This window comes from Paenibacillus sp. LK1 (assembly GCF_002750415.1).
In the GTDB taxonomy this organism is placed as follows: Bacteria; Bacillota; Bacilli; order Paenibacillales; family Paenibacillaceae; genus Paenibacillus; species Paenibacillus taichungensis.
The window spans coordinates 196,819-217,214 of sequence record NZ_PEII01000010.1 but is presented as its reverse complement, the minus strand read 5'-3'; the positions used below and the strand labels follow the sequence as shown (position 1 = coordinate 217,214).

At 47.5% G+C, this 20,396-nt stretch carries 18 protein-coding genes; 13 read left to right on the top strand and 5 right to left on the bottom strand.

Going from position 1 to position 20,396, the window contains the following annotated elements; translation table 11 throughout:
* The first annotated feature begins 106 nt into the window (after positions 1-106).
* Together CS562_RS22230 and CS562_RS22225 are read left to right on the top strand one after the other, a co-directional pair.
* Positions 107-394 carry a stage VI sporulation protein F gene (locus CS562_RS22230; protein WP_099858245.1) on the top strand — a complete coding sequence of 96 codons (288 nt, stop codon included), beginning with the start codon at positions 107-109 and terminating at the stop codon, positions 392-394.
* Positions 395-966: 572 nt separating this feature from the next.
* Entirely contained in the window at positions 967-1,503 is a 537-nt protein-coding gene (locus CS562_RS22225; protein WP_099858244.1) for a nucleotidyltransferase domain-containing protein, read from the top strand.
* Positions 1,504-1,643: 140 nt separating this feature from the next.
* Here the strand turns inward: CS562_RS22225 and CS562_RS33050 are convergent, their stop codons facing one another.
* Together CS562_RS33050 and CS562_RS22220 are read right to left on the bottom strand one after the other, a co-directional pair.
* The gene (locus CS562_RS33050; protein WP_180287202.1) at positions 1,644-1,820 is read right to left on the bottom strand and encodes a hypothetical protein; all 177 of its coding nucleotides are present in this window, start codon (positions 1,818-1,820) and stop codon (positions 1,644-1,646) included.
* Between the two features lie 173 nt (positions 1,821-1,993).
* Positions 1,994-2,230, bottom strand: a complete 237-nt coding sequence (locus tag CS562_RS22220; RefSeq protein WP_099858243.1) for a hypothetical protein — start codon at positions 2,228-2,230, stop codon at positions 1,994-1,996.
* A gap of 688 nt (positions 2,231-2,918) precedes the next feature.
* Between CS562_RS22220 and CS562_RS22210 the strand changes: the two genes are divergently transcribed.
* The 5 genes from CS562_RS22210 to glsA all read left to right on the top strand — a co-directional run bounded on the left by CS562_RS22210 (position 2,919) and on the right by glsA (position 8,550).
* Complete coding sequence (locus tag CS562_RS22210) at positions 2,919-4,571, top strand: sensor histidine kinase (protein ID WP_099858274.1); 1,653 nt, start codon at positions 2,919-2,921, stop codon at positions 4,569-4,571.
* A 10-nt stretch (positions 4,572-4,581) separates the two neighbouring features.
* On the top strand, positions 4,582-5,394 hold the full coding sequence (locus CS562_RS22205; protein ID WP_099858241.1) for a LytR/AlgR family response regulator transcription factor: 813 nt from the start codon (positions 4,582-4,584) through the stop codon (positions 5,392-5,394).
* A gap of 120 nt (positions 5,395-5,514) precedes the next feature.
* A complete protein-coding gene (locus CS562_RS22200; RefSeq protein ID WP_175383106.1) occupies positions 5,515-6,807 on the top strand; it encodes an L-lactate MFS transporter in 1,293 nt (430 codons plus the stop codon).
* 204 nt (positions 6,808-7,011) lie between these two features.
* Positions 7,012-7,494, top strand: coding sequence for a GNAT family N-acetyltransferase (locus CS562_RS22195; RefSeq protein ID WP_175383105.1), 483 nt, complete (start codon positions 7,012-7,014; stop codon positions 7,492-7,494).
* Positions 7,495-7,608: 114 nt separating this feature from the next.
* Positions 7,609-8,550 carry a glutaminase A gene (gene glsA, locus CS562_RS22190; protein WP_076288241.1) on the top strand — a complete coding sequence of 314 codons (942 nt, stop codon included), beginning with the start codon at positions 7,609-7,611 and terminating at the stop codon, positions 8,548-8,550.
* Positions 8,551-8,744: 194 nt separating this feature from the next.
* Here glsA and CS562_RS22185 read toward each other — a convergent pair whose 3' ends face one another.
* A complete protein-coding gene (locus CS562_RS22185; protein ID WP_099858240.1) occupies positions 8,745-9,086 on the bottom strand; it encodes a YolD-like family protein in 342 nt (113 codons plus the stop codon).
* A complete protein-coding gene (locus tag CS562_RS22180; RefSeq protein ID WP_099858239.1) occupies positions 9,083-10,327 on the bottom strand; it encodes a DNA polymerase IV in 1,245 nt (414 codons plus the stop codon). Before CS562_RS22180 ends, CS562_RS22185 begins: the two co-directional genes overlap by 4 nt.
* Positions 10,328-11,187: 860 nt before the next feature.
* On the opposite strand from CS562_RS22180, the gene CS562_RS22175 reads away from it, so the two are divergent.
* From CS562_RS22175 to CS562_RS22150, 6 genes are all read left to right on the top strand, one after another.
* Positions 11,188-13,413, top strand: a complete 2,226-nt coding sequence (locus CS562_RS22175; protein ID WP_099858238.1) for a hypothetical protein — start codon at positions 11,188-11,190, stop codon at positions 13,411-13,413.
* A 26-nt stretch (positions 13,414-13,439) separates the two neighbouring features.
* The gene (locus tag CS562_RS22170; RefSeq protein ID WP_099858237.1) at positions 13,440-14,651 is read left to right on the top strand and encodes a HEAT repeat domain-containing protein; all 1,212 of its coding nucleotides are present in this window, start codon (positions 13,440-13,442) and stop codon (positions 14,649-14,651) included.
* 22 nt (positions 14,652-14,673) lie between these two features.
* Positions 14,674-16,071, top strand: a complete 1,398-nt coding sequence (locus CS562_RS22165) for a glycosyltransferase family 2 protein (protein ID WP_175383103.1) — start codon at positions 14,674-14,676, stop codon at positions 16,069-16,071.
* 68 nt (positions 16,072-16,139) lie between these two features.
* Positions 16,140-16,943, top strand: a complete 804-nt coding sequence (locus CS562_RS22160; protein ID WP_076288246.1) for a response regulator — start codon at positions 16,140-16,142, stop codon at positions 16,941-16,943.
* A gap of 139 nt (positions 16,944-17,082) precedes the next feature.
* Positions 17,083-18,450, top strand: coding sequence for a nucleotide sugar dehydrogenase (locus CS562_RS22155; protein WP_099858236.1), 1,368 nt, complete (start codon positions 17,083-17,085; stop codon positions 18,448-18,450).
* A 32-nt stretch (positions 18,451-18,482) separates the two neighbouring features.
* Positions 18,483-19,382 carry an NUDIX hydrolase gene (locus tag CS562_RS22150; RefSeq protein WP_257219580.1) on the top strand — a complete coding sequence of 300 codons (900 nt, stop codon included), beginning with the start codon at positions 18,483-18,485 and terminating at the stop codon, positions 19,380-19,382.
* A 126-nt stretch (positions 19,383-19,508) separates the two neighbouring features.
* Here the strand turns inward: CS562_RS22150 and CS562_RS22145 are convergent, their stop codons facing one another.
* Positions 19,509-20,381 carry a helix-turn-helix transcriptional regulator gene (locus CS562_RS22145; RefSeq protein WP_063565624.1) on the bottom strand — a complete coding sequence of 291 codons (873 nt, stop codon included), beginning with the start codon at positions 20,379-20,381 and terminating at the stop codon, positions 19,509-19,511.
* Between the last annotated feature and the right edge of the window lie 15 nt (positions 20,382-20,396).

Genomic DNA, 20,396 nt, shown 5'->3' with positions numbered 1-20,396 from the left:
GTAGATGTGTGGTTTTCCACATTTTCCGTGGGAAAATGTCAAGTGTACAGGCCCTCCTGTCATATGAATAAGAAGTGAGTTCATTATTCAGGAGGTGCTGTACGTTTTGGGTTACCAACAATATGGAATCAGTCCGCAGCTGGTGGAGCGGATCAAAACAAAGATGAAAAATCCCGCTGTCAAAGAGCGTATCAAAAAGTTGATAGATGGGGTCACCAAGTCTGATTTGCAGGATAAGGCCAAGGTGAGAAGGTTGGTCAAGTCGTCAGCGCTCATTTTGAATGAGAATTTTTCTACGACTCAGGAGGAACAATTTGTTGCTTTTGTTCTTGCGCAGAAGATTGATCCAAACAATACGTTTCATTTGATTAAGTTGTGGGGCATGTTTAGGTAGGGATTCGATGGAATGTTGGGTGGTATAAAATGAACTACTGGGTGTTACACGTGGCCACTCCGAGTGCAGTACCATCTTCCAATCGCTGTTATCCCCGGATTTTTTTGAATTACCCTTTGAAAGGGTAAAATCCGGTGATAAAGGCGAGCGCTTCGCTTCTCCAGATTGGTTCTGCACTCTCCGTTACTGTGTAACTGGAAGTTCATTTTATAAAAACCAAATTACATCGAATGTGAATGTGTATGAAGTAATTATAGTGGATGGGCGGTTCATAAGTCAGCAAGATGACTTATGAACCGCCCTTTTGTTTGTTTAAGGCAGTGAGAGCCATATGGTATTGTGAATATTAAGGAGGATTTATGGATTTATGCAGAAATGGAGTGCTAGAAATCGTCAATCAATGGTAGATAAATATGGAGTACTGAGGCATGTCCGAGGGAATTAGAGGATAATTGACGATATAGAAATATATTCCAACATATGGTACCATGAGCTTTGCTCCTTTAAAAATGGAATGTATTGAACAGGTGATTACATAGAGAAGCGAAGAACTGCTTTACAGGAGGTTAAATATGATTGATCCACTTTTCCAAACTCAAACAGAGTCACAATTAAATTTATTAAGTGAAATCAGTACAATATCTGCAACAATGAAAATTGATTTTTGGTTACGTGGCGGATGGGCAATTGATTTTTTACTAGGTAAGGTCACCCGTCTACATGACGATATAGACTTGATAACTTGGATACAATACCGAGATCAGTTAGAGTCGGCTCTTGTCGAAGCTGGATATGAACAGGTTACCGTCAAAGAAGAATTTCGAGGTAGGCAATCCGATTTCCAGAAGGATGGCGTAGACATCACTTTTTGCTATATAACCACATCGGAGGATAGAAGCATTATTATGAACGGCTTACCTGAGTGGGTCTGGCGGTTTGATTCCTTGTTACCACAACGTTTTATGTTGAACGGAATATCAGCTTATGTCTTGAACCCTAGGCAGCTCTTGGAAGAGAAAGAGGTTTACGAACAGATTGGCAGGATACCACGGCCAAAAGACGTAGAAAGCAAAAAGGTTTTACATCGTATCATAGCAGAGTTAAATTGACTGTTCGAACCAAAGGTTTAGTTCTAACTTTCAGAAAACCACTCCATTTTGTGAGGAGTGGTTTCTTCTTTATATTTGCCGGGGAAAAGTTGCTTATGAAACACCTATTTGCAGATTCTAAACGGATTTTATTTGAATTATCATCTAAATTGTTCTATGAGCTGTCGATAGGAGCTGCTTGATAAATAGTTCTCCATGAATTGTAGATCCAGATTTTTCAACTTAATGACCTCGCTGATTGCTTTGACGCGATCTGAATTCTTTTGTTCATAACTGGAGTTCAGCTGCAATCCTAAGGTGACCACGGGAATCAGCATTCCAGAAAACTCCTCATATCTTTTTAATTCCCAGACTACAGGGCTTAATTCAAGGTATTCGTCCTACACGGTGTTGGCAATTTCAATAATGACACTATAAATGTTAGTCGGGCAAAAGCCCATTTCTCTCTATCGTTATTTATCATAAAGGTTGGTAAGCGCTTTGTAGAAACCTAATTTTTGTTGAATAGAAGGGAGGGATTTGTTTCGGGCAAATAATCTATAAATAAGTTGGCGATTTTATCAACATCACAGTTTTGTTTGACCAAGATATCAATATCATTCGGCCGGAAATTGTTACAACCTTGAATCAAAGAAGCTGTTGAACCAGCTATAATCCAATCCAGATCTGTATAAACTGAAACTCGGTCAGAGATAACTTTCAAAACCTGCTGGATTGTTGTTATCATTTTATCCTCCGTTGATTGCTGAACTAGTTATAAATAATCCTTATTAACAAAATCTTTTGCAGGTCCTCTAGTGTCATCCCATCACTCTTTATTCTTAACAAAAAAAGGGCTCGTAGCTATTAAGGATGCAATAAATACTAAAATTAAAATGGCATTAGAAGGTACTGTTTCGTATATGTAGTTTTCAACTATTAGTACGAGGATCGAAATACTTAAAATCACTCTCAGCCCATGAGCAGACGAGCGATTAGGGTTTTGGGTACGTTTCGAGATAAAGTAAATGATGTACCACAAACCACTAAAAAGCAGGAGTAAGCCTAACAGTAGCATTACAAACATTTAAATACACCTTTCTTAAATAAATTTCAGTTAATTAATTAGCATAAAGTTCCAATTAATTATAACACAGTGGATTTCTGGAAGTAGAGTTTTATGTGTAGGAAAGTGAAGCTTTGTTGGCAGGGAAGAGAAAGGTTTGGAGAAAAATGAATTCCGTATTGTCTGTTCAATAGGTTAGCGACTTTAGTCATCTTATTTTCACAGGATCGACTTTGCTTTCCTCCTATTGGAGCGGTAAACTGTTGCATACAAGCTTATATGGAAATCAAAGTGAGGAAAACGCTGCTGCGATGAGGGGCGTTTATTTTTGACGGATGTGGAGGAAGTCAGATTGACGGAGATGTTTACGATGCTGCTGGGGCTGTTTGAACGGGCGGCACTGCTGATTATATTTTTATTCTTTCTATCGAGGATACCGCGGTTTAGACAGATTTTGCAAAAGGGAAAATTGAGATGGCAGGAGTACATTGCGGTTACGTTGTTATTCTGTGCATTTGCCATCTTTGGTACGTATACCGGTATTAATGTGGAAGGCTCGCTGGTGAATGTGCGCATTATTGCGATCATGTCTGGCGGCATTCTGTTTGGAGCGCCTGTGGGCATCATTACGGGGATTGTCTCCGGGGTGCATCGGTATTTGATCGATATGGATGGTGTCACGGCGATTCCGTGTCTGATTACGAGTATCCTTGCAGGTCTGGTCTCCGGGTATATACATAAGTATACGCCTAAGTCGAAGCGTTGGATGATCGGTATTGCGGCGGGAATGATCTGTGAGGCGCTTACGATGCTGCTTATCCTGCTGTATTCCTATCCCGATCCTCTGGGTGCCGATATTGTCTCGAAGATTGCGCTGCCGATGATATTGGGTGAGGTGAACATTGGACTGATTGTGCTGCTGGTGCAGAGTGTAGAAGGGGAAAAGGAAATGATTGCAGCTCGTCAGGCTAAGCTGGCGCTGGAGATTGCTAACAAGACCTTGCCGTACTTCCGTTCCATTGATGAAGACTCTCTGCGGAAGATCTGTCGGATTATTCAGGAGGATATTCAGGCGGATGCGGTTGCGATTACGGATACTCGAAATGTACTGGCTTATGTGGGATTTGGTGAGGAACGATATCACATCGGTAATGAAATTATTAGTGAGATGACGAAGAAGACAATCTCCAGCGGAGAGATTACGATCAGCAATGATGTCATTGACGAGAAAACGCCAGATATCCACTCCCTGCTCATCATTCCGCTCAAAGAGCGGGGCGAAGTGACGGGTGCCCTGAAAATCTATTACCGCAAAGCGTACAAGATTACGTATCCGTTGCAAACGATGGCTGTGGGCCTGTCCCAGATTATTTCCACCCAGATGGAAGTATCACGTGTGGAGGAGATCAAGGCTGCCGCCAATAAAGCGGAGCTTCGTGCATTACAGACCACAATTCATCCTCATTTTCTATTCAATGCGCTGAACGCGATTGCCTCATCGATTCGAACCAAGCCGGATCGGGCGCGCGAGCTGATTGTGAATCTGTCTGGATATATGCGTTATAACCTGGAGCTATCGGATGAGCTTATTGATATCCACAAAGAGCTGGAGCAAGTCCGCAATTATGTGGAAATCGAGAAGGCGCGCTTCGGCAGCAGGCTTAACGTGATCTATGATATTGATGAGGTGGCTGTGCACATTCCAAGTCTGGTCATTCAGCCGCTTGTGGAAAATGCCATTATTCACGGTATTCTCAAGGTAAAGGGACCCGGGACCGTACGGATTCGGGTACAGGACTATCCTGACTTTGTGCGAATTGGGGTCAGTGACACAGGAGCAGGCATTGGAGCCGACATTATTGAGCGTGTATACCATGACCGGATGCCAGCCAACCAGATCGGGTTGTACAACGTGCATCGGCGGGTGAAGCTCATTTATGGACAAGGGTTAACGATTACTCGGCTGGATCAAGGAACTGATATTTTATTTGATGTACCCAAAGGAGATGTAGTGACAAGGTGATGAACTGTTAATGAGAGCTCTTATTGTTGAAGATGAAATTCCGGCCAGTGAGGAACTGAATTACTTGATACAGGAACATAGCCAAATTGAAGTGGTGGATTGTTTGGAAGATGGACTGGATGTGCTGAAGTTTCTGCAGGAGCAGGAAGTCGACGTTATTTTTCTGGATATAAATATCCCTTCGCTGGATGGCATGATGCTGGCACATCATATTGGGAAGTTTGCGAGCAAGCCATATATCGTATTCACAACGGCGTACAAGGAACATGCCGCTGAAGCGTTTGAGCTGGAGGCGTTTGACTATATTCTGAAGCCCTATGATGAGAAACGAATTGCCACGATGCTGCATAAACTCGAAACGGCGTTCAAACGAGATCATGAGCAGGACGAACGTGAACGTGGCAGTGATGATGGACCGATTCACAATACGGCTCAAACAAACGATGAATGGTCTGCATCAAATCTGCAGGCGCGGGAATCCAATGCCCAGACGCGACGACGCATCAATCTGCTGCGCAATGACAATATTATTGTGACTGACACCGCCGATATTTATTATGCGGAAGCTCAAGAGAAAGTGACAAAGGTGTATACCAAAAACGGTGAGTTTACGATGCCGGTCAGCATTTCGGATTTTCACGGTCGATTGCCGCAGGAAACCTTTTTCCGCTGCCATCGTTCTTACGTGGTGAATTTGTCTCAAATTCGTGAAATTGTGCCCTGGTTTAACAATACGTACCTGCTTCGTTTACGTGATCTGGAGGCTGAAGTGCCCGTTAGCCGGGGCAAAGTCAAAGAATTCAGGCAGCTCATGCGCATCTAGAGGCATTTCATTCCGCATCTGATGCAACTCATGCTCAAATCGGTGTAATGAATCCCCTTTCATGTATGATTAGCTTGTGAACGCATTCATATATATGACATCGGCAAAGGGGAGATCACGATGAAAGCAGCTATTTCATCCGCACCTAATTCAGCATCTACAACTATGAAAATGAACCGCTGGCTTATTGTACTGGGTACCATTATTGTACAAATGGGTCTCGGAACCATCTACACCTGGAGTTTATTTAATCAACCGTTGTCTGATCGTTTCGGATGGGACGTCAGCTCGGTCGCGATAACTTTTTCGATTACCAGCTTTGCTTTGGCATTTGCCACACTATTTGCAGGTCGACTGCAAGAACGATGGGGGCTTCGTCGCCTGATTCGGGTAGCCGGAGTTGTGCTGGGTCTGGGACTCGTGCTCAGTTCTCAAGTGAGTTCGTTGACACTGCTCTATATTCTGGCCGGATTTGTGGTTGGATTCGCGGATGGTACGGCGTACATTACTTCCCTGTCCAACCTGATCAAGTGGTTCCCTGAACGAAAAGGTCTGATCTCAGGTATTTCGGTCGGGGCCTTTGGTACAGGCAGTCTGTTGTTCAAATACGTGAACTCGGCATTAATCGGTGCTGTTGGTCCTGCTCAAGCTTTTATGTACTGGGGCATTATTGTACTGGTATTAATTGTAGGCGGCTCGTTCCTAATCCGTGAAGCGGTTGTACGTGAACAAGCTCCGGCTGCAAGCAGCACGGACGGTGGGAAGCAACAAGTAACACGTCATGATTATACGGTCAAAGAAATGCTGCGTACGAAAGAAGCTTATATGCTGTTCGTTATTTTCTTCACGGCATGTATGAGTGGACTGTATCTGATTGGTATTGTGAAAGACATCGGTGTTCAGTTGGCAGGTCTTAATGTGGCTACAGCTGCGAATGCGGTGGCGATGGTTGCCATCTTTAACACCGCTGGACGTATCATTCTGGGCGCGCTGTCGGATAAAGTAGGACGGATGAAAGTTATTGCCGGAGCACTGCTGGTTACGGCTGTTGCCGTAATGACGCTGAGTCTGGTACCGCTGAGCTTTGGCATCTTCTTCGCCTGTGTGGCCGCTATCGCGTTCTGCTTTGGTGGGAATATCACGGTCTTCCCGGCGATTGTGGCAGATTACTTTGGACTGAAAAATCAGAGCAAAAACTACGGCGTGATCTATCAGGGATTTGGATTTGGTGCCCTGGCTGGATCGTTTATCAGCGCCCTGCTGGGTGGATTCCATCTTACCTTTATTGTGATCGCTGTACTGTGTGCCGTCTCGCTCTTGCTGGCGTTGATTATTACGCCTCCGGGTCAAGGACGTCGTACACGCCAACGGGAACAGCAGATGAATCTTAACCCTTCATCCCGGGCAAGCTGATCGTAGTGGGGATTAGTTCTATTTTATAAAAAGCAAGCTGGCGGTCTCTACGGAGGCCGCTTTTTTGGTACCGGCTCAACCTGAGAGGGATGAGACTTCTGTACATGAAGTGGTTGTGTGCAATGCATACTTTGCTTCTGGTATACTCTAGGTGAAATAAAAAGAGCAAGTCCTTATTAGCCATTTGGAGGAGGTATGTACGTCATGAATTTCTTGAAATATGCACCATCTGATTTTGCTGATTATTATGCACTTGTGTCCAATATTGAAGTCATGCAACAGATTACCGAACGTGCTCTGCCTGAGCATGAAGCTACGGCGGAATTTGAATCCATGCTGAACTATAATCTCGGCAACAATTGTGGCTATTATCGGATATCTGGTGAAGATGGGGTAGGCATGGCCTACGCGAAACTGATCCCGGATGAATCCGATCCGTCCCGGGCGGAGATGGGTTACATGATTCTGCCGGAGCATTGGGGGAAAGGACATGGGACTTCCATCGCAGCTCGGCTGATTATTCAGGCACAGGCAGCGGGAATTGGTGTACTCTATGCGGTTATCGATCCGTCCAATGCGGCATCACGTCGAATATTGCTCAGACAGAACTTTGTATCCACATGGGTTGGGGATTATCATGGGTTACCCGGCGAGATTCTGGAGCTGAATCTTCAGGTGAAGCGGTAAGGGATCAGGCTTGCGGGTAATACATACTATACCGGGCATTTTGCATCACTTCGATGGGAAACTGTCATTCAGATGCGTGTGAAATGCTCATACAGAGATTTGGAGGAGATGGAGATGAGCAATGCTGCAATGGAACGTCTGAACCAGTTGCTGCCGGAATGGCTGGAGACCAGCCGTCTGCACACTGGACAGGGGAAAGTCGCTTCTTATATTCCCGAGTTGTTCAAGGCTTCACAGGATGAACTGGGTATACATATCATGAACGCCGAAGGCAATCATGTATCAGCCGGAGACTGTGGTGTCCCGTTTACGATGCAAAGTATCTCCAAGGTATTTACACTCATTCTGGCCCTGATGGATCATGGGGAGGAAGCGGTCTTCTTTAATGTAGGAAAAGAACCTACCGGGGATGATTATGATTCCATGATCAAGCTCGAACTGGTCGAACCGGGCATTCCGTTTAATCCATTGATCAATGCGGGCGCGATTACGGTATCGTCCCTGATTGCTGGGGATTGTAAAGAGGAGAAGTCACGGCGCATTTTGGAATTTTTTCGCAAGCTGGCTAATAATGATCGGCTGGACTATAACGAGTCGGTATACCAGTCCGAATCGGAGACAGGCCATCTGAACCGCTCGCTTGGTTATTTTCTGAAGCACAATGGTGTGCTCAAGGATGACGTCGAAGATGTGCTTGCCGTCTATTTCCGCCATTGCTCCATCGAGGTGACTTGTGCGGACCTAGCCCGTATGGCACTGGTGCTTGCTTATGATGGGACAGATCCCATCACCGGGATTGAGCTTATTCCTCGTCGTTATGTACAGATCGCCAAGACATTCATGACTACCTGCGGTATGTATAATGCATCAGGCGAATTCGCGATTCAGGTCGGGTTGCCTGCCAAGAGTGGAGTGTCGGGTGGGATTCTGACTCTGGTTCCAGGCCAGTTTGGCATCGGTCTTGTAGGTCCGGCTCTGAATCGGAAAGGAAACAGTATTGCAGGTGTGCATCTGCTTGAGCGTCTTTCCAAGGAATTTGACTGGAGTTTCTTCTAATTAAGTCATCTCTATACCCTTCCAAGTAGCCGATGAAACACCAATCCGTCCTTTTGCTTCTTTGGAACGACATGGTCTAATAGGAATGGGCTTATCGGCTGCTTCAGTCTTGGTTCAGAATGTGTAGGAAAAGGGTCCTGCATAGCAATGGCCATGCTGCATCTATTCCGGTATACCCGCAACCCCAGACCGCATCATTCATTCGCGAGTACCACATCCGTAATAAGATTCATCTGAATGTCCCGGGTTCCGCTCTCCATCAGCAGCTTAAGGGTACGAGCAGGGGAGTCCAATCGAAGCACCTGTCCGGTAAAACAGATATCATCATGTTCATGGAACAGGGTGATGGTGACTGCATCCCCAAGCAGCATGGAGTTACTAAGTAAACGGGACATTTCTTCCGCTGCCTGGGCATCCAGGGATGGACGGGTACGGGGAGCAAGCTGCTCCTGATGAATGATGTAGGCTTCCCGATGTTCGGGAAGCATCATGCGCGATGACTCAAAAATCCCGTTTTGCTGTAATTTTTTACTCATTTATAGTGACCTCCAATTTTATGAGAACGGTCCTGTGCCTGCGCGGACGAGCAGAGCGAGGAGGCCCGCATGATCGCGGTTTCTCCGAACTTTCGCTTGATGTCATCCGTGGCACGTTCCAGTTCTCTTTTGCGTTCGCGGTCATCGAACCAGGACAGCTGTACCTCGGAATCAGGCACGAGCCCAGTCAATGACACGCTGATGCGGCGAATGGGTAATCCGTCCCAATGGCGCAGAAACAGAGCTGTTGCCGCATCGTACACTTCATCCGTGATATTGGTTGGTTCATTGACCTTCATCTGGCGGGAGAAGCCGGTTGGACGATCGTAATCCTGCCCCCGGCATCCTACAGAGACGACATGGCCCATGAGCGATTTGTCCCGGGAACGCCGGCTGACCAGCTCTGCCAGTTCGAGCAGCACCACCTTGATATCTGCCCACGATTCATAGTCCCGAGGCAATGTCATTTGATGTCCAATGCCCTGCTGCTGGTGAGCATATGTCCCGGGTTTTACTGGAGAATCATCGATTCCGCGGGCAATACGCCACAATACCTCACCATTTACACCCCAACGTTCTCTAAGCCGGGACAATGGAGTCTGCGCCAAATCACCGATCGTATGAATCCCCATCTTATAGAGATGCTGCCCCATCCGGGAACCGACCATAAACATGTCTCGAACAGGTTTATTCCACAACGTTGTCTGCATGTCCTTGCGGGGCAGTGTATAGATGCCTCCTGGGACTTTTTTGGCATACAGATCACAGGCCATCTTGCTGACAACCTTGGTGTCGCTGATGCCGACGCGGATATAGACGCCAGTCTCATCCATGACCCTGTCCTGGATGCTGCGGGCAATCGTTTCAGGACTGCCGAACAGATCTAAACTTCCGGTGACATCGAGAAACTGTTCGTCAATGCTATACGGTTCAACCAGATCGGTATAGGACTGAAGAATACGGGTAATGTGTAGGGAAACACGAATATATTCGGCCATCCGGGGACGAATGACGACAACATCGGGGCATTTGGCAAGAGCCTCACCCAGCCGTTCTGCTGTAGTAATTCCATAGGACTTGGCAAGTGGGCAGGCTGCCAGAATAATGCCTGAACGGCGTGCAGGATCTCCCGCAACAACAAGCGGACGGTCTCTGTATTCAGGATGTGCAGACTTCTCCACACTGGCATAAAATGACTGGCAATCGGCCAGCATAATGACACGTCCGTCTTTGCGGGGCATAGTACTTCTCTCCTTTTATTCATGATTCGGCTGCTTCTGTACAGCGATGGGGTTCATTCAGCCAACGTTATTTTACAGTTTATTTACAGTATGGAACAAGTGTTCCTATTTTATAAGCATATCCGACAATGCCAGATGCGGCAACCGGAATTATTTTGCAATTTGGACACAAATATTGGATGGACCTAATAGAGTCAAAATTTAGGAAATAAGATGTATTTTTTTACATTTCATGTAAGAGATCCGTGACTTCCGGGTGATGACCGGGTGTTCATTGGGCTTTATGTAAAAGTAATATAAATGGGCACAGTCCTATAGGGGGGGACTGATGTCCTTTTTTCATTTTCTGCACTTTTCAGAAAACCTTGATAGGGCGCGGGTTTTCGAGGATACGTTATCGGACTATAGTATCAATTTTGTAATCTTTATGGTTAATACTGTAAAAATGTCCGCAACTTTAAAATATCATTAGCGTTTAATGGGGTAAGCGTTCAAGCGGAAACAGATCTCGCAATCCGCGTTGCATATAACAATAACGGGTAGAGATGTGCAAGGCTGGAAGAACTTCAAAGGACGGTTAAAGTGACATATATTCGTGCCCATGGAACATAAGAGCAAGAAGGGCTCCTGAATGCTAGTTGATGGCGCATTTTACGAATTATGGGCAGAATGTTGCAGTTCACGTTTGCTTCCATCAGCCTAGTTACAAATGCAGACACTTAGAGCTATAGTGAGAACTACACCGCTGACATCTCTACCCAAAGCGGACATCCGATGCGGCATTTCCCGTAGACCTTCATGTCATTTAAGATCCGCAGATGAAGCAGGATGCATACTAGAGAGGTGAGCAATTAAGAGCCATGAGCAGACGAAGACGAAGACGCTGGTTGCTAACGATGTTTGCAGGAGCGGCCGTAGTGACAGGCGGAATATTTGCCGGCTGGCACTATATGCAACCCCAGCTCGTTACGTACACAGCGGATAATGGCACGGAGATGAAATTCAAGACCGATGGAGACCGGTTCATGGAATATGGACCCGATGGTGCATGGCGGGAGATGTTCGTGAAAGGTGTGAACCTGGGCGCAACATCACCAGGACATTACCCAGGCGAGTTTCCGTTGACCAAAGAGGATTACTTAAAGTGGTTCCAGCAGATTGAGGATCTGGGGGCCAATGTCATCCGGGTGTACACGGTACATGAGCCGATTTTTTACAACGCATTGGTTGAGTATAACCGTGGCCGGGAGCAACCGTTATATTTTATACAGGGCATATGGTCGCCGGAAGAAGAGTTGATCGAGAAGCAGGATGCCTATGCTGACCATATTGAGCAGACGTTCAAGCAGGAGATTGAAAAGGCGGTATCGGCTGTATATGGGGATGCGGACATTCCCGATAAACCGGGAGAGTCAAGCGGCAAATACAAGACGAATGCCGGGAAATATCTAATGGCTTGGCATGTGGGGACCGAGTGGGACCCTTCGATGGTGAACAACACGAATGAGAGTCACCCCGATGTGCCGCAGTACAAAGGCGCTCATTTTTCCGGGACGCAGGATGCATCACCGTTCGAGAATTGGCTGGCAGAGCTGCTGGACTATACTGCCGTGTTGGAGAAGAAATATGGATGGGAGCATCCGATGACCTTCACCAATTGGGTTACCACCGATGTGCTGGATCATCCGGGTGAGCCGCTGTTTGAAGAGGATTTGGTGAGTGTGGATGCGCGACATATTCAACCGGAAGAGTGGCAGGGCGGATATTTTGCAGCATACCATGTGTACCCTTATTACCCGGACTTGTTCCATACGGACCAGACACTCCAGACGATCAAGGATGAGAACGGCGAGTACAACACGTACAAAAGTTATCTGCGCAAGCTCAAAGCCGAGTTTTCCGATATGCCTGTAATGATTACAGAGTACGGTGTACCGTCTTCGCTTGGAATCTCCCATCTGGGTATGGGAGGTCGGGATCAGGGCGGACATAACGAGGCCGAGCAGGGCGAGATCGACGCATCGCTGACTCAAGATATTTATGATGAAGGGTATGCGGGAGCGATTTTGTTCATGTGGCAGGATGAGTGGTTCAAAAAAACCTGGAACACGATGCCGCTCGAAATTCCTGCTGATCGGCGGGCCTACTGGCTGAACGTGCTGACGAATGAGAAGATGTTCGGTCTGCTCGCTATGGACCCCGGTAAGCAGGAACAGCTGACCATCGACGGGAGGCTGGATGACTGGAATGCGCTGAAGAAGGAAGAGGTCACCGTCTGGCAAGGTAAGGTAGACGGCATCAAGGAAATGAAAATGACCCATGATGAAGCCTACCTGTACATTGGCATGACGCTCGATCAACCTTTTGATCCAGACCAGACCTTGCTGCGCATCGGAACGGATACGCTGGATGGTGGGAATCAGCCGGGTACGAGACTTCCGGATCGAACGCTGAGTGATGGACTCGAAACAGTGATTACATTGGGGCAGGATGATGAATCACAAGTGGAGATCGCCAAGGACTATGACTTTAACCAGCGCCTCTACGGCAAGGACGGTTACGGGATGCTGCCCGAGGAGCAAGAGAATGCAGCAGATCCATTCCATCCATGGAACCTGGCGGTCAGCTTACGGATGACCCCACCGGATACCCGGTCCGCCCAACCGTTCATGAATGAGAAGGTTGGCACATTGAAACGGGGAACAACAGCTCCAGATCAATCCGATACCGATTCGTTAACCGCCTGGCAGTATAACGGTAATCAGGTCGAGATACGTATTCCATGGATGCTGCTTGGATTCGGTGACCCAAGTTCACTGCAAGCGATCAAGTATGGAGCGCTGAAAGGTGGGCGGGAATTCGAAACCGTCGCAGTCAAAGGTGTGACCCTGATTCCGTGGCTAATGGATCGTTCTACTGGAAATATTTCTTGGCCTGGTGGTGAACAGAAGACACTGGATGTGAAGACATTGCCTATATACAGCTGGCAGCCCTGGGAGCAGGTACAGTACAGTGAGCGACTGAAACTGAGCTACGAGGAAATGAAGAAACGGTATGAACAAATTCCAAGTTTTCAGACCGAATAAATGAGTATAAAGGAGGACCTTTTCACATGTTTCCGAATTTGGCTTTGGCTTATCTATTTCTATACATCTGTACGGCGCTCGTCGCTGTGGGGGTAATCCTGCTGTTTGCCATGAAAATGTCCCACAACGGCAAACGGCGCAAGATTGAGTTTTATAAATTAAAGCAGCGTGACTACTTTACGTATCTGCAGACGGCGTTGACAGAGGACAGTCCCTTGAGATTGCCACCTGGGAAGCTGGCCCCACTTGAGCGTCGGGTCATCCAGAGCAAACTTATTGAATGGATTGATCAGTTCAAGGGCGAGTATCGCAATAAATTGATTGTACTCTGCCGTGAATCCGGATTTGTTGAGCATGATCTGAAGGAACTGAGTCGTATTCGTTATGGACGCCAGATTGATGCGGCTTATCGCTTGGGCGGTATGCGTTGTCCAGAGGCCGTTCCAGGATTGATGGAATTGCTTAAGGATGAAAAGCCTGGCCCGATGGCCATTATGATTGGCCGTTCCATTGCAAGATGTACCACCCGTCAGGGTGAACTGAAAGACATGCTCGCGCTGCTGTTGACCAAAGGAAAATCGATTCATCATCTGGCAGCAGATATTTTGCTCGAAACCAGTCTGGATACAAGCAGAATTCTGATTGAACTACTGGAAGATCGCAATCCTGATTTTGTCAAAGTGGGATTGGTTGCGATGTGGGGACAAGCTGTGCCGGAAGTGATGCCTGCACTCGACAGACTCGTTGGCGCAGAACATCAGGATGTACGGGCAGAAGCAGTGAAGCTGTATCTTAGCGCAAGTCCAGCACTTCAGGACGAAACCATTCTGAAGCTCATGCAGGATTCGGACCCGGAGGTACGTGCCGAAGTGGTGCAGGCGCTCGGTTCGAAACATGCGGCAGGCAGCATTCCACTGCTGCGCAAAGCGCTGCGTGATGAAGATTGGGGAGTACGCTATAACAGTGCGGAGAGCCTGGGCAAGCTGGGTGAACCGGGATTTGAAGCCTTGTGTCAGGCCGCTGTGGAGGGCACAGGTGCTGAACGGGAAATTGCAATGCAGCAGATTGAGAGTACGATGCAGCACTCAGGAACAGACCACAAAGCCGTTGACCAGATGATTGCACATAACAAAAAAAGGCTGCTGTATGATCGGTACTTCGGTCCCGTACGTGGGAACCGGATAACAAGCAAGAAACGTACAGGTGTGGCTGCGGTAGGAGGGGATTACACTGCTTAGAGATCTACTATTAATCTACGGCATGGTCGCAATCTATTATGTCGTTGCCGTAAATACGCTTTACTTTTCCATTCTGGCCTTATCATTCCGTAACATTTGGACGATCTTCAGGCGATCGCATTATTCCAAATACAATACGTTGTCAGGCTCGGAGCTGGTACCATCGGTTTCCTTGCTGGTTCCCGCATATAACGAGGAACTGACGATTATTGAAAATGTGAACTGCCTGATGACGCTGAATTATCCAACATATGAAGTCATCGTGGTGAATGATGGTTCGAGCGATACCACCTTAAAGGTGTTGCTGGAAGAATATCGTCTAAAGCCGGTACCCAACACGAAGATTCGGGGCAAGATTTCCTGTCAGAAAATTCGCGGGATCTACCACAATCCGGAATTCCCCGACCTGTATGTCATTGACAAGGAGAATGGTGGTAAGGCCGATTCCCTCAATGCCGGAATTAACCTGTCTCATTATCCGTTGATTTCTTCCATCGATGCTGACTCTTTGCTGGAGAAGGATGCCCTGATTCGTATGGCTCGCATGTATATGGAGAATCCGGAAGAGACGGTTGCTATTGGCGGGGATGTACGGATAGCTAACGGCTGCAAAATCGAGAATGGGGCAGTGCAGGACGTTTCACTGCCTCGCAAGATTTGGCCGATGTTCCAGTCTATCGAGTATCTCAAAGCTTTTCTCGGCGGACGGATCGGCTGGAGTCACATGAATGGTCTGATTATCGTTTCTGGTGCCTTCGGCATGTTCCGCAAGGATGCGGTTATCGCGGTTGGGGGATACCGGGACGGTTATCCGGGTGAAGACATGAACATTATCATCAAGCTTCACCGTTATATGCTGGAGAACAAATTGAAATACCGCGTAGCTTTCTGCCCTGAAGCCGTGTGCTGGACACAGGCACCGGATTCCTATCGGATCTTGTCCAGTCAGCGCAAGCGCTGGGGACGTGGAAATCTGAAGAACATGATCGAGAATCGCGGCATGTTGTTCAACCCGAAATATAAAGTCATGGGCATGCTGACCATGCCGTACAACATCCTTTTTGAAGCGCTGAATCCGTATTTCCGCATTACCGGACTTCTCGCTCTCACGGGATATGTACTGATGGATATGACCCAGTGGCCGATACTTGTGCTCTTTGGATCGCTTAACATTGTGAGTGGTTATCTGCTCAGTGTGGGAGCCCTTGTGCTCGAGGAAATTGCATTCAAGCGGTATAACAAGCTATCGGATCTGGTCAAAATGCTGTTCTACTCCGCTCTAAAATTCGTCGGCTATCATCAGCTCGGCGTGCTGTGGAGATTGCAGGGGCATATCCAGTTCATGCAAAACAACAACTCATGGGGTACCATGACACGCCAGAGCTGGTCCGAGGAAGAAAAAACAAGCGAGGCGGCTTAAGCACAGCGTAATCAAAGTAATACAGCAGAAACAATATAGATAACCGAGGGAGAAGGGTGGAAAAGAACATGCCAAATACGGCGACATTGCAGCGTGAGGCTGCCGTTAATGTGTACCGCAGTGTAGAACAGGGATTGAAAGAAACGGGTGCCGAAACATGCGGCTTAATGTTCATCCATTGTGCAGGGCAGTCTCAGCCGGAGCAGCAGGTCAGGACACATCTGGAACAGACCAGTGAGTCTGCATTTCAGGTTTGGAAGGATGGAGCCACACAGGCGATTGCTGTCCTGCTGCCAGGGTTGACACTGGATGAGGTTCATTATGAAGGGCTTCGCATCAAGCATGAATTGCAGGAGACGGTACCTGGTGCCGATCCACAAATCACGCTGGCAAGTTTCCCGGCAGGTGAACGTCCTTCAAAGGCAACCATTCAACATATGGCTGAGTCCGCCAAGCTGGTAGACCCGTCGGAGATTCATATCTACACGCTGGACAAGACGGCAGACGAGCCGGAACGAATTTTGATTGTGGATAACGATCCGACGGTACGCGAGTTTCTGCAATTGCGTCTGAAGATGCAGGGGTACGAAACCTATGAAGCGGTGGATGGACTGGCTGCACTGGAATTGATTGAGAAAATCACACCTGACCTGGTACTGACCGAATTGAACCTATATGGCATTGATGGCCTGCCGTTCATTCAACATATCCAGAACCTGGATGTGGCTCAGCCGCCCAAAATCGTCGTATTGACGGAACAGCGTGTGGAACAAACGATCAGTCAATGCTTCCGCAGCGGAGTCGATGATTATATGACCAAACCGTTCTCACCTGTGGAACTGGATGCCCGAATCAGGCGTTGCCTGCATTAAACGCAACCACATAGCAAAGCGAAGAGAAACAGCTATCCTTCATTAATCTTTATTAGACAAACAAGTACATCTACAGACAAACATCTATCAAATGGATTCGTCAATCAACCAAACAAATACACTGCCCGGAGGGAATATCATGGAGAATCAACAATTCCACACATTACTGAATGCGATCGAAAATAAAGAAGCGGTGCTCGGCGTGGTCGGGCTCGGTTACGTAGGATTACCACTTGCGGTGGAAATGGTCAATCAGGGTTTCACGGTAATCGGGATTGATCTGGATGCATCCAAAGTGGAGAGCATCTATCAGGGAGATTCCTATATTCACGATATTTCGTCCGATGAATTGAAAAAAGTGATGCAAAGCGGCCGCTTCCAGCCTACAACGGATTACAGCATGCTGCGCGTGATCGACGCGTTGAGCATCTGTGTACCTACACCACTTAGTGAAAATCAGGACCCAGATACGTCTTATATCGAGACAGTGGTGGATCAGATTAAACTGCACATGAAACCAGGCATGCTAATTACACTGGAGAGCACTACTTATCCGGGTACAACGGAAGAACTGATCCAGGATGAGCTAGACAAAATCGGACACGAAGCAGGTAAAGACTACTTCTTGTGCTTCTCGCCTGAACGTGTGGACCCGTCCAACGGACGATTCACTACTTTTAATACACCAAAAGTAATCGGGGGCACAACTGAAGCTTGCCTCAAGCTGGGAACAGCGTTGTACAGTAAATACGTTGAAACGGTTGTACCTGTATCTTCACCAAAAGTGGCAGAAATGTCCAAACTGCTGGAAAATACGTTCCGCAGCGTCAACATTGCCTTTGTTAATGAAATGGCCATGATGTGTGACCGTATGGGCATCGATATCTGGGAAGTTATCGACGCAGCTGCGACGAAGCCGTTTGGATTCATGCCTTTCTATCCGGGCCCTGGCATCGGCGGTCACTGCATCCCGCTTGATCCGATGTACCTGTCCTGGAAGGCTAAAGGATTCCGTTTCTACAGCAAGTTCATTGAGCTGGCGCAATCCACCAATGACAATATGCCATATTATGTACTGAACAAAACATCAACCATTCTGAATGAGTACGCGAAATCGGTACGTAAATCCAACATTCTGTTGCTCGGTATGTCGTACAAGCCAAATATTGCCGATTTGCGTGAATCTCCAGGACTGGAAATCTATGAACAGTTCAAGGAAGGTGGAGCCAATGTCAGCTATTATGATCCACATGCTGAATCGTTCCGGGACAAACATGGCGAGACGGTTTATAGCGAAGCGTTCAATCTGGAGCAGTTCAAGAAGTACGATTGCATCGTGCTGATCACCAACCACAGCGATTTGCCTTACTTTGATATTGCCGAGATGGGTGTGCCAATTCTGGATACACGTAATGCGTTCAAAACGTATTCACATCCGCACATTTACAAGATTGGTCATTCGGTACAGCACCCTGTGCTTGAGCCAAGTGAAGCGTTGCTCGTCTGAGGAATATAACGAACAAGTGGGGCAAACTGTCGGTGAAGGCAAAATGGGCCATCTTGGCCCTGCTGTTCTGCCTGCTTCTTCTGCCCTGGCTACTCAAATGGTTTTCACATGAGGAACACAAAGCGACCTGGCTGTGGGACGCTTCCATTATTGCAGAGCAGACGCCTGAGATTATCTCCTTCTCCAAAGCGCAGGGTGTAGACACCATTTTCCTGCAAATTCAGGATGAGGTACCCGATGCGACATACCGCAAATTCATCGCGGCTGCGCGGCAGGCTGAGATCGAAGTACATGCCCTTAACGGTCATGCCGACTGGGCCTATACGGAGAAGCAGGAAGAGGGACTTGCGTTTATTGAAAAAGTACGGGCATATAATGCAGCTTCCGCCAAAAATGAACGCTTTGAGGGAATTCAGCTGGATGTTGAGCCTTATCAGCTAAAACGCTGGGAGAACGAGCAGAATAGCGTTATTGCGGAGTGGAGCGACAACATGAAGGCATGGACCAAAGCTGGTAAGGATGCCGGACTCTACATGAGCGCCGCGATCCCTTTCTGGCTGGATGTACGCGAATCGGCAGAAGGCGGAGGTACATTCAGCCGCTGGGTGATTGATCACTTTGATGCGGTAGCCATCATGGCCTATCGGGATAGTGGTCAGCAGATGTATGATCTGTCCAAGGAAGAGCTGGATGAAGCGGATGAGCTTGGCAAGAAGGTATGGGTTGGAGCCGAACTGGCTGATACGCATGAGGGTGATCATCTAACCTTTTTCAGCAAATCTATCACCAATATGGACGAAGAAATGAAGAAAGTGTTTGATCTCGGTGCTTCTCATTCCTCTTTTGCAGGTGTCGCAGTGCATCATTATGAAGCATGGTATGCAAAGGAAAACGGAATTCCGCTGGCTCGAAAGAGCGAGGAGAAGAAGTAGCGGCTGTATATATTAGGTATATGCAGTTTAAGAAAGAGCACTGTAATATGTAATGAGGAAAAGGCAAGTCTCCGATCAAGGAGGCTTGCCTTTTTTGCTATTCGTTAGCATGCGGCTGGCGACAAATCAGCTTTTATTGTTCTCGGCGGTTCGATATCTGTTGGGTGGCAGACCCACCTGCTTTTTGAACGCTTTGGAGAAAGAAAACAGATCAGGGTAACCCACCGAATGCGCTACTTCAGTTAACGTTAACGGGGTCTGAACAAGCAGCCGTTTGGCCTGATTCATTTTGAGACGTTGAATATACTGGACAGGAGACAGGCCGTAGGCTTTACGGAATTGTTTGGCAAAATGGGTCCGATCCACGCCAGCGTGAGAAGATACACCTTCCACGGTAATGCCGCCGGCAAAGTGAATATCCATGTACTCCTTGCCCTTTTGCAGCCAGGGTGTGGCAGAGTCTGGTTGAAGCACTCGGGTAGCAGGGGATTTGGCAATCCGGTCAAACAATCCGAGAAAACGGGTAAGTCGTCCCAGGTCGCTTGCGCCTCCCTGAGGTTTGCGAACCTCTTCCATAAAAGCACGCATGCCACTTGCCGTCTCTGGAGTAAGTACGCCTGAGCGATGCGGTGCGTCCGGAGTAAGCCCGATTCGTGCCAAAAGTTCAGCCGCATGTTTTCCATCAAAGGCAATGAAAATTTTGTGCAAAGATTCTTTTGGGTCAGACCAGTACTCATGGGTAACCTGTGGATACAGGCAGAAAGCATCACGGGCACGCAGGGAGTAACGATGTCCGTTCTGTATGAAAGTTCCCTCGCCCTCCAGAACAAAAATCAAATAATGAAAAGGGGTCGTTCGCGGGCCGATATGATAGTTGCTCTTGGCTATATTACGACCGATTCGAATCGGCCATGCTCCCCCGGCTTTCTCGAATTCAGACGGAGTAAAAAAAATAATATCCAAAAACTCGTGGTGGTCCTCCTTCATGCTCTCGATCATCAGGAACACCTCTTT